The organism is Lentzea sp. NPDC058436, assembly GCF_042721515.1.
Lineage (GTDB): Bacteria > Actinomycetota > Actinomycetes > Mycobacteriales > Pseudonocardiaceae > Lentzea.
The window spans coordinates 79,046-89,341 of record NZ_JBHXLF010000028.1; the positions used below are offsets into that span (position 1 = coordinate 79,046).

8 protein-coding genes are annotated in these 10,296 nt (G+C 69.6%); 5 read left to right on the top strand and 3 right to left on the bottom strand.

Going from position 1 to position 10,296, the window contains the following annotated elements; all coding sequences use genetic code 11:
* Positions 1-118 precede the first annotated feature (118 nt).
* Together eccD and mycP are read left to right on the top strand one after the other, a co-directional pair.
* Complete coding sequence (gene eccD, locus ACFWN2_RS42740; RefSeq protein ID WP_382436375.1) at positions 119-1,522, top strand: type VII secretion integral membrane protein EccD; 1,404 nt, start codon at positions 119-121, stop codon at positions 1,520-1,522.
* On the top strand, positions 1,519-2,922 hold the full coding sequence (mycP, locus tag ACFWN2_RS42745; RefSeq protein ID WP_382436376.1) for a type VII secretion-associated serine protease mycosin: 1,404 nt from the start codon (positions 1,519-1,521) through the stop codon (positions 2,920-2,922). Before eccD ends, mycP begins: the two co-directional genes overlap by 4 nt.
* Positions 2,923-2,996: 74 nt before the next feature.
* Here the strand turns inward: mycP and ACFWN2_RS42750 are convergent, their stop codons facing one another.
* The 3 genes from ACFWN2_RS42750 to eccB form a co-directional block, all read right to left on the bottom strand.
* Entirely contained in the window at positions 2,997-4,076 is a 1,080-nt protein-coding gene (locus ACFWN2_RS42750; RefSeq protein ID WP_382436377.1) for a WXG100 family type VII secretion target, read from the bottom strand.
* Positions 4,077-4,086: 10 nt separating this feature from the next.
* A complete protein-coding gene (locus ACFWN2_RS42755) occupies positions 4,087-4,404 on the bottom strand; it encodes a type VII secretion target (protein WP_382436378.1) in 318 nt (105 codons plus the stop codon).
* Between the two features lie 73 nt (positions 4,405-4,477).
* Entirely contained in the window at positions 4,478-6,094 is a 1,617-nt protein-coding gene (eccB, locus tag ACFWN2_RS42760) for a type VII secretion protein EccB (RefSeq protein ID WP_382436379.1), read from the bottom strand.
* A 271-nt stretch (positions 6,095-6,365) separates the two neighbouring features.
* Here eccB and eccE point away from each other — a divergent pair, with 271 nt between their 5' ends.
* From eccE to ACFWN2_RS42775, 3 genes are all read left to right on the top strand, one after another.
* Positions 6,366-7,571 (top strand): type VII secretion protein EccE, encoded by a 1,206-nt coding sequence (gene eccE, locus ACFWN2_RS42765; protein WP_382436380.1) that lies wholly within the window; start codon positions 6,366-6,368, stop codon positions 7,569-7,571.
* The gene (locus ACFWN2_RS42770) at positions 7,568-8,296 is read left to right on the top strand and encodes a hypothetical protein (protein WP_382436381.1); all 729 of its coding nucleotides are present in this window, start codon (positions 7,568-7,570) and stop codon (positions 8,294-8,296) included. Before eccE ends, ACFWN2_RS42770 begins: the two co-directional genes overlap by 4 nt.
* A 247-nt stretch (positions 8,297-8,543) precedes the next feature.
* Entirely contained in the window at positions 8,544-10,106 is a 1,563-nt protein-coding gene (locus ACFWN2_RS42775) for a S8 family peptidase (protein ID WP_382436382.1), read from the top strand.
* Positions 10,107-10,296 lie beyond the last annotated feature (190 nt).

Consider the following 10,296-nt stretch of genomic DNA (forward strand, 5'->3'; position numbering starts at 1 on the left):
GAACCACACGTGCAGAAGGCGTCGGTACGGCCATACTAGGGCCGCCCGGCACCCGCCCAGGTGGGCGAATAAGGTCGGGCCGTTGATTTCTTGTGCTGATCTGACTTAGGGGGCCCTGGTGGCGACCGGTACGACGGTGTTCAGCCGTGTCACGGTGGTGGCACCTCGAACGCGTATCGACGTCGCGCTGCCTGCCGACGTGGCGGTGGCCGATCTCCTGCCGATGCTGCTGGACATGGCGAGAGAGGCCACTCCGGACGGTGGCGTGCGGCACGGTGGCTGGTGCCTCGCCAAGCTCGGCGACAACCCGCTCGACCCGGCGCGCACGCTGGCGTCGCTCGGCGTCGTCGACGGCGATCTGCTGCAGTTGCGGCGCCGCAACGAGAACCCGCCGCCTCCGCTGTACGACGACGTCGTCGACGCGATCGCGGAGTCCGACCCGGACTCGTTCCGGCCGTGGACCAAGGAGACCGCGCAGCGGTTCGGTCACATCGCCGGCTCGCTCGCGCTGATCGCGGCAGCGGTGGCGTTGTTCCTGTCCGGTCCGCTGACCGAGGGTGGTGCCGGCAGCGGTCTCGCGGCCGCCATCGCTGGTGCCGTCGGCGCGATCGCCCTGCTGGCGACCGGCGCGACCATCTCGCGGGCCTACAGCGCGGCGTCGACCGGTGTGCTGATCGCCGCGTGCGGTTCGCTGCCGCTGGCGTTCGTCGCGGGCTACCACGCGGTGCCCGGTGCGGGCTTCAACCCCAAGATGCTGCTCGCCTCCGCGCTGATGATGATCTTCGCGTGGGGCGGCATCCTGCTGATCGGGCAGGGCATCACGGTGTTCATCGCCGCCGCGACCGGCGGCACGCTCGTGGCGCTGGCGTTCCTCGTCGCGACGTTCGTCGAGCACCCGCTCTACGGCGTGGCCGCCGCGACCGGCGCCGTGGCGCTCGCCGCGCTGTCGATGCTGCCGAGGCTCACGCTGCAGCTCGCCAAGATCCCGCCGCCCGTCGTGCCGACGAACGCCGAGGACCTCAAGGAGGACAGCGGCTTCCCGGAGTACGCGGTCATCGAGCGCCGCACGGCCGTCGCGCACGAGTACCTGACCGGCATGATCATCGGCACCGGCGTCGTCGCGGCACTGGCCGCCATGGTCGCCGCCACCGCCGACACGGTCTGGGGCCCGATCTACGGCGTGGTCGTCGCGATCGTCCTGATGATGCGCGGCCGGGCGTACGCCAACGGCGCGCAGGCCGTGGCACTGCTGTCGACCGGCATGTTCGCCAGCGCCGGCATCCTGCTCGGCTGGCTGATCACGACGACGTCGTTCAACCGCATCGCGTTCGTGTTCGGCGCGCTGCTGGCGCTCGGCGCGCTCGCGCTGGTGCTCGGCGTGATCTTCCCCGGCCAGAAGTTCTCGCCGCCGCTGCGCCGCACCGTCGACATCATCGAGGCGATCCTGATCGCGTCCGTGCTTCCGCTGGCGCTGGCGGTCATGGACATGTACTCGGTCTTCCGAGGTCTGATCACGCTATGAGGACCGGCATCAGGCGCACCACGGCGGCAGCGACCGCCGGACTGCTTCTGCTGACGGGGACGCTGCCGCAGGCCTCCGCTCAGCCGTCGTCGAACACGGCGACCGCACGGCCGAACTCGGTGCCGCCGGACCTGCCGCCCGGCACCCAGCCGCCCAAGGACGAGGGCAAGCCGGACGTCAAGTACGTGCGCACCAACAAGGGTTGCGTCGAGTCCGACACCAAGAGCGAACTGATCAAGACGAAGCCCTGGGGCCAGGTCCAGCTCAACCTCGACCAGGCGCACCGGTTCGCGACCGGCAAGGGCATCAAGATCGCGATCATCGACACCGGTGTCGACCCGCGCAACCCGCGCTTCGGCAACAGGGTCGAGGCCGGCGGTGACTACGTCGCCGACAAGAACGGCATCGACGACTGCGACGGCCACGGCACCGAGGTCGCGGGCGTCGCCGCGGCGGCCAAGACCGAGGGCGACTTCGTCGGCGCCGCACCGGAGGCGACGATCCTCGCGATCCGCCAGACGAGCGACCGCTTCGAGTTCAAGAGCGAGACGGACAACCGCGCGTCGGCGGGCAAGGTCGGCACGCTGGCGCAGGCCATCGTCCGCGCCGCCGACAAGGACGCCAAGGTCATCAACATCTCGTTGACGAACTGCAGCGCCCCCAAGGGTTTCAGCGCGGACGACCAGAAGCTGCAGGCCGCGATCCGGTACGCCGTGGACGTCAAGGACTCGGTGATCGTCACGGCGGCGGGCAACCTGAACGACCAGGGCGTCGGCTGCGCGGCGCAGAACAACAACATGGACCCGAACACCGTCAACTCGGTGTCGTCGCCCGCGTGGTTCGCGAACGACGTGCTGTCCGTGGCGTCCATCGCGCAGTCGGGCGCGGTCTCCTCGTTCAGCGTGTGGGGTCCGTGGGTCAGCATCGCCGGGCCGGGTGAGGAGATCATCTCCGTCGACCCCAAGGGCACCGGCCTGACGAACGCGAACGTCACCGCGCAGGGCGTGCAGGACATCAAGGGCACCAGCTTCGCCTCGCCGTACGTCGCGGGCATCACGGCGTTGGTGCGCGAGCGGTTCCCGAACCTCAAGGCGCGTCAGGTGATGGAGCGTCTCAAGTCGACGGCGCTGCACCCCGGCGGTCTCACCGGCAAGGACAACAAGACCGGCTTCGGCATGGTCAACCCGATGGCGGCGCTCACCGCGGTGCTCCCGGCCGAGGCGGCGGGCTTCAAGCCGCAGCAGCCGAGGGAGATCAACACCTCCGTCACGCCGCCGCCCGGTCTCGACTGGCCGCCGATCATCGTGGCGCTGAGCGGCATCGGCGTCGGTGGTCTGCTGCTGGCGCTGACGTTGTTCATCAGGAATTCGCTCAACCGCAAGCGGGGCAGTCCCGCCTGACGGTTTTCGAAACAACGAGAACGGCCCCGCTGAAGCTTTCAGCGGGGCCGTTTCGCGTCCGGAGGTAGTGCTCGTCAGTCGTCGTCGCCGATGGACTTCGGCGCGGCCTTCTTGGGCTTGCCGAGCAGGTCCTCGATCGAGCCGGTGAGGCGCTGCTTCGACTTGTGCTCCTTGTCGCCACCGCCCTGCTGCCCGCCCATCGCGCCCATCATCGGCGCCATGCCGCCCATCATTCCGCCCATGCCACCGGAAGCGGCCCCAGAACGGCCACCAGCGGCCGCGGCGGCCTGTCCGGCCCCGGCACCCCTGTCCGCCGGCGGAACCTGCTCAGCGACGCCTGTGGCGCCGCCGAACTGCATCGGCTGCTCCGTCGCGGCGGCAGGAGCACCGACCGACCCGCCAACACCTCCACCACCGGTCCCGGCACCGCCACCGCCGACCGAGCCGCCACCCGGTGACGCACCGGTGGCCGAGGCGGCCGTGACCGAGGCCTTGGCGGGTTCGGGAAGCTTCGCCTCGGGCTTGGCGGGCGCGCTGTAGGTCCAGTTCTGCTCGGGGTAGCGGTGCTCCATCCGCACGGCACCGAACCCGCCGGCCTCACCGGAGACCCCGTCGCACAGCTTGAGGAACGCCTCCAGCACCTGCCGCGCCGACTCGTGCAGCTCGCGGACCGGGTGCTTGATCTCCTCGATGTGCCGGACCGCCCGCTGGTCGCCGTCGAGCGGCAGCGAGGCCGTGCCGGACACCGAGTCGGCGACATCGGCGAGCACGTGCGCCATGTCCTGCACGATGACGCGGACACCGTCCGCGGTCTCCTCCAGCGCGTCCGCCATGGCGTTCATCGCGTCGGACATGTCCCCACCGGCGAGCCCGACCTTGCGCATGTGGTCGAGGAACGCGTCGGCGTCCTTGCCCTCCCACCGCGCGTCGACCCCGCCGAGCGGCGCGGACACGTGCTCGGTGACCGCCTCGGTCACCTTCGCGGCCTTGCGCCAGCGTTCGGCTTCCTCGCGCAGGTCGTTCCAGTCGCCCACCAGCGGGTCGAAGAAGTCGTGCACGAGGTCCACGACACCGAGCTTGCGGCTGACCCGCGAGAGGTAGTCGAGCTCGGGACCGACCTCGGCCGCGATCTGCCTGCCGTCCTTGGTCACCATCACGGGCCCCCTACCGCCGGTCGGCCTTCTTGATCGCCTGCACGCTCTCGTCGTCGCCCTGCCCGTACTGCTTGGCGACGGCGTGCAGGCCCTGGGCGGCCGCTTCGAGGGTGTCGCAGGCGCGGGCGAGCTGCGAGTTCAGCAACTCGGCCGCCCGCGCGTACCCCTGCGCCGTGCCGACGGTTCTGCCGATCTCGCCGAACGACTCGGGGCGCAGCGGGGACACCTTCATGACGTCCCGAACGCGCCGGAGGTCGTCCGTCGTGCCGTCGATGCGGTCGGCGTACTTCTCCAACCATCCGGCATCAACGCTGATCCGACCGGCCAAGACTCAGTCCCCCAAAAGAAACACTCCGGGTGCATTTGTCTCATTCGACGGTGATGCACCCGGAGTGGTTCCGCTACTTCTGGACGGCCGCCTGCGGATCCTTGAGGGTGCCGTTCGGCGCCGGGATCGAGTCGTAGCTGCGGTTGGCCTCGTTCTTGTTGAGCTGCGGACCCATCGGCAACAGGCTCAGGATCTGGTTCGGTGCCGGCGGGAACGACCCGTCGAGACCCAGCGCCGACGCCGTGCCCGCGTCCGGCACGCCGTAGCGCACGCCGCGACCCGTGACGATCTGGACCGGACCGGTGCCGAAGTCGCCCTTGCCCTGGCTCGCCCGCACGACGGCGGCCTTGCCCGGCAGCATCAGGAACTGGTCGACGATCTCACCGGACGCGCCCGCCGCGTTCAGCTCGACCGGGGTCATGTCCTTCGGGCCGGGCAGCTTCGAGCCGATCGTGACCGTGGTGTGCTCGGCCTTGGTCTGCTCGGTGACGTTGTCGGCCTTCCAGCCCAGGCACAGCACCGTGTTGCCGGCGTTCGCCTCCAGCGTGCTGGGGATCTTCACCGGGTAGGAGTCGAGCTTGGGCGGGTTCTTCGGGGCCTGGCGGTTCGAGACGGTGCTCGGCGAGAGCAGCACCGACTCCTTGTTGTTCGCGTACGACCAGCGCAGGAGGTCGCCGACGGTCTCGCCCACGGTCTGGAAGCCGTCCTCCAGCACGACCATGGACTCCAGGCCGCCCTGCCGCTCGACGCGGATCACGTCACCGATGTTGACCTTGGTCTCGGTGATGTAGGTGGCCTGCTTGCCCTGGTTCGGGATCACCGGCGCGGCCAGCGGCGCGACCTCGGGGATCGTGGTGAGCAGCGCGGTGCTGATCGACCGCGCCTGCTTGCCGGTCAGCTTGAGGGCGTTGACCACCTTGTCGTTCTTGAGGTCCACCTCGGCGCGGACCGTCGACGACGAGATGTCGGTGCGGCTGTCCGGCTTCTTGTAGATCAGGTAGGCCTTCTTGGCGCCGGTGCGCTGCTGCACCAGCACCGCCTCGTCGCCGAGCTGCGGGTTGCCCTCGCTGACGCCCGCGATCACGGAGGTCTTGATCTGGTTCTCCGCCGCCTGGTTCTCGCGGAACTCGTCCAGGTCGAGGGTGTCGCAGACCGACCACTGCGCGTCGATCCGCATGTCGCCCTTCGGCAGCACGTCCGGCGCGTCGGGCAGGCCGGTGAGGCGGCCGCGCGGCAGGTTCGCCAGCGCCTTCTCGCTCACCAGCTTCGGGGCGCCGCCCGCCGCCTCCTGCGGAACTCCCGCGGTGCCGGCCGGCGCGTCACCGCCGACCTGGCCCTGCTGCGCGTCGGGGTTGTTGCGCGAGTACCAGAGCAGCCGGGCCGACGCCAGGTTCGTCATCGGGATCAACCGCCGCGGCGCGTTGTCCACGACGTAGACCTGGCCGGTCTCCTTGCTGATGGCGATCTGCGTCTGGTCGTCGAGCTTCGGCGCCGGGCTGAAGAGCCCGATGATGAGGAACACGATCAGACCGAGGACGCCCAGCACGACACCCACGGCAGTAGCACGCGAGTGGATGCTCATGGGGTCGTGCAGCATCACCGCGTCCCGGCGGACAAGCGCTGACTGCATCCGCTTCAGAACGAATTGGTAAGCCTGGACCTGTGCCTTGGTGGTGGGTGTTGATGCCATTCTCGGCTCGCTGCTCTCCCAGTCGCGGTACGGTTCGGCAGGATAGCCGGACGCAGGTTGCTTCGTGGGCCGGTTCGCCAAGCCCACCGAACCATCGAGGGGAAAGAGACCACAACGGATGTCCGTGAAGACTCCACATCCGCCCCGGCCCAACCCAGGGATGGCACGGCCGCAGGGACCTGGGGGTCCTGGCCAGCAGGCACCCGCGCCTCCGCGTCCGGTCGGGCGTGTCCGTCGCAGAGCCTCAGGTGTGAGCCTCGGCTCGTTGCCCGTGTCGAACGTAGTCACGATAGAGGTCGGTCTCGCCATCGCCCTCCTCGTGCTGGCGATCATGGGCGTGAAGCAGGGCGACGCGCTGAACGTCACCTCCGTCTCGATAGCCGGTGGTGTGCTCCTCGTCGCACTGATCCTGGCCTTCACCCGTTCGCGTGGTCGCTGGCTCACCCAGTGGATCGGCGTCCGCCTGCGCTACAACTTCCGCTCGCACAGCCGCACCGCGGAGCGCAAGGACCCGCAGGAGTCCAAGCCCGGTGACGACGAGATGCAGGTGCTCGGCCCGGAGGACCCGCGCGTCGCGTTGCTGCGCCTGGCGATCCCGGACCTGGTGATCGCCAAGGGCGTCGACCACGAACGCCGCCCGCTCGCGCTGTCGTGGCACGACGGCGTGTGGACCGCGGTGCTGCTGGTCGACCCGACCCCGCCGCTGATCTCGGCGGTCGGCTCGGCGCCGTCACTGCCGCTGGGAGCGCTCACACCGTGCCTGGAGGACCGGGGTGTCGTGCTCGACGCGATCACCGTGATCTGGCACTGCTACCCCGGCAGCGCGGCACTTCCGCCGAACTCGCCCGCGGTCAGCTCGTACATGGAGGTGCTCGGCCCGCTGCCCGCGGCGGCCAGGCGCACCACGTGGATCACGGTCCGGCTGGACCCGCGCCGCTGCGGCGAGGCGATCCGGGAGCGCGGCGGCGGCGTCGTCGGCGCGCACCGGGCGTTGATCGGCGCGTTGTCCCGCGTCCGCAACGCCCTGGAGTCCGCAGGCGTCACGATCCGTCCCCTCGACTCGGACGAGCTGCTGCGCGCGGCGATCTCGTCCGCGGAGCTGACGGCGGCGGTCGGCAACACGAACCCCGTGTCGCTGCGCGAGAAGTGGAAGGGCGTCACCGCGGGTGGCGTCGGTCACGCGAGCTACGCGATCACCGGCTGGCCGTCGAAGGGCCTCAAGGGCAACCTGAACTCGCTGACCGGTGTGCGCGCTCTCTCGTCGACGCTCGCGATGTCCATCTCGCCGTCGCGTGAGGACGGTCAGGTCTCGCTGCGCGGTCTGGTGCGGGTGAGCGCCCGCACGCCGAGCGAGCTGGACAGAGCCGAGGACCAGCTGTCGAAGCTGGGTGACAAGCTCGACATCACGCTGACCCCGTTGCGGGGCATGCAGCTCGCGGGTCTCGCCGCGACGCTGCCGCTGGGAGGTGTCGCATGAGCACGTCGTCCCGTCTGCTCGACTCACGTGGCCGCGGTGCGGTGGCACCGGAGTTCCTGGTGTCGCCGAACATGCTCGACCTGGTCAGCCCCAGTGGCGACCGCGGCGGCATGATGCTCGGCCAGGGCACGAAGGGCGAGCCGCTCAGCGTGTCCGTCCTGCGCCCGACCCCGACGCGCATGGTGGTCGTCGGCGGCCTGTACCTGGCCCGCCAGATCGCGTTGCGCGCCATGGCGACCGGCGCGTGGATCATCATCGCGACGGGCCGCCCGCAGGCGTGGCAGCCGGTCGTGCGCGCAGCGGGCCAGGGTCCCGACGGCCGTCCGTCTCAACTGGTGCAGCTGCGCCGACTGTCCCCGGCGGACCTTCCGCGCCCGACCGAGGACATGCCGCTGCTGGTGATCCACGACGGCGGTCACGTCCCGCAGGAGCTGTTCCCGCCGCGTGCCCCGTGGCAGACCACGATGTACGTGCTGCCGTACCTGCACCCGCAGGCGTCGTCCACGGCGAACAACGCGGACCTCGTGCTGCTGCAGCGCCTCCCGATGGGCCAGGCGCAGCTCGCCGGTCAGATGTGGCGCCTGCGCCCGCAGATGTTCCAGCAGCTGACCCAGCTCAAGGACGACCAGGTCATCGCGATGGGCCAGGACATGTGGGCGCACCTGCGCCTGTACACCACGCCCGGTGAGCAGCAGATCCTCGGAGCCGTCCGCCGAGGGGACTGAGCGCCGCGTTCAACTGCGGCCACCGCGTGAACAGCGGCGAATAGGTGAAACTTGCGCCCCGAACGGTTCATCGTTCGGGGCGCAATTGTTTTGTAAAGAGATCAGCGGCACCAACCGGTTAACAGGGACCCGCAAATCTGTTGATTCGCCATTCGATGGCAATGTCGTGGACCGTCTTGTGCGAATTCAGTCCGCACCACTAAGAAAATTCTCACTGCACAACCCTGCGACGAGGGAGCTTGCTGCTATGGGAGAATCGTGGGCCAGACGAGCGGGTGGAATCGGGCTGGTGGCGGGCACTGCGCTCGTCCTGTCGTCCGTCTCCGCCACCGCTGCGCCCGAGGGGGAGATTCGTAACCTCGGTGCGTCCAACGCGGTCAAGGACAGTTACATCGTCGTGCTGAAGGACGTGAGCACGTCCAGCGTCGAGAACCTCAGCGCCAAGTACGGCGCGAAGGTGAAGCACACTTACAAGTCCGCTTTGCGCGGTTTCTCTGCGGAGATGTCGGAATCGCAGGCCAAGCGCCTCGCGGCCGACCCGAGCGTCGACCACGTGACGCAGGACGGCGAAGTCCGCAAGGACGACACGCAGACCCCGACCCCGTCCTGGGGCCTCGACCGCATCGACCAGCGAGCGCTCCCGCTGGACAACAGCTACACCTACCCGAACCGCGGCGCGGGCGTCACCGCGTACATCATCGACACGGGCATCCGCTTCTCCCACACCGACTTCGGCGGCCGCGCCGTGTCGGGCACCGACACCGTTGACAACGATGCCGACGCCTCGGACTGCGACGGCCACGGCACCCACGTCGCGGGCACCGTCGGCGGCACGAAGTTCGGCGTCGCCAAGGACGTGAAGCTGGTGGCCGTCCGAGTCCTGAACTGCACGGGCTCCGGCACCTTCGCGGGCGTCATCGCCGGCATCGACTGGGTCACCAACGACGTCCAGACCAACCCGGCCCGCAAGCCCGCGGTGGCGAACATGTCCCTAGGCGGCGGCGCGAACGCGGACGTGGACAACGCCGTGAGGCGCTCCATCGCCGCAGGCGTCACCTACGGCCTGGCAGCGGGCAACGGCTCCGGCGCCAACGCCTGCAACACGTCCCCGGCCCGCACCCCGGAAGCCATCACCGTGGGCTCCACCGACCGCACCGACGCGCGCTCGTCGTTCTCGAACATCGGCTCCTGCATGGACATCTTCGCGCCGGGCCGCGACATCACCAGCGCCTGGCTCACCAACGACGAGGCCACCAACACCATCAGCGGCACCTCGATGGCCACCCCGCACGTCGTGGGCGCGGCAGCCGTCTACCTGGGCTCCTCGCCCACCGCAACCCCGCAACAGGTCCGGGACGCCCTCGTTGACAACGCCACCTCAGACGTTGTCACCTCCCCCGGAGCAGAGTCCCCGAACAAGCTCCTCCACATCACCGGCACGGCCCCCGGCAACCCGCCCGGCCAGTGCCCGGCAATCACCAACGACGCCGTGACCGCCATCCCGGACGCGGGCGAGATCAAGTCCCCGATCACCATCGCCGACTGCAACGGCAAGGCAGGCGCCACCGCCACCGTGAAGGTCGACATCACCCACACCTACCGAGGCGACCTCGAAGTGGCCCTCATCGCCCCCTCAGGCGCCACGAAGGTCCTGAAGGTCAGCAACGGCGCCGACAGCGCGGACAACCTCAACGCCACCTACACCGTGAACGTCTCGACGGAGGACGCGAACGGCACCTGGCAGCTGCGGGTGCGCGACCTCTACCGCCAGGACACGGGCCAGATCGACTCGTGGACCCTCGACCTCTGACCCAGCCGCTCTTCGCTCAGCCGCACCACCAGGAGCCCCCGGCCGATGCCGGGGGCTCCGCCCTTTGTGGGGAGGCGGGAGGCGGGAGGCGGGAAGCGGGAAGCGGGAAGCGGGAAGCGGGAAGCGGGAAGCGGGAAGCGGGAAGCGGGAAGCGGGAAGCGGGAAGCGGGAAGCGGGAAGCGGGAAGCGG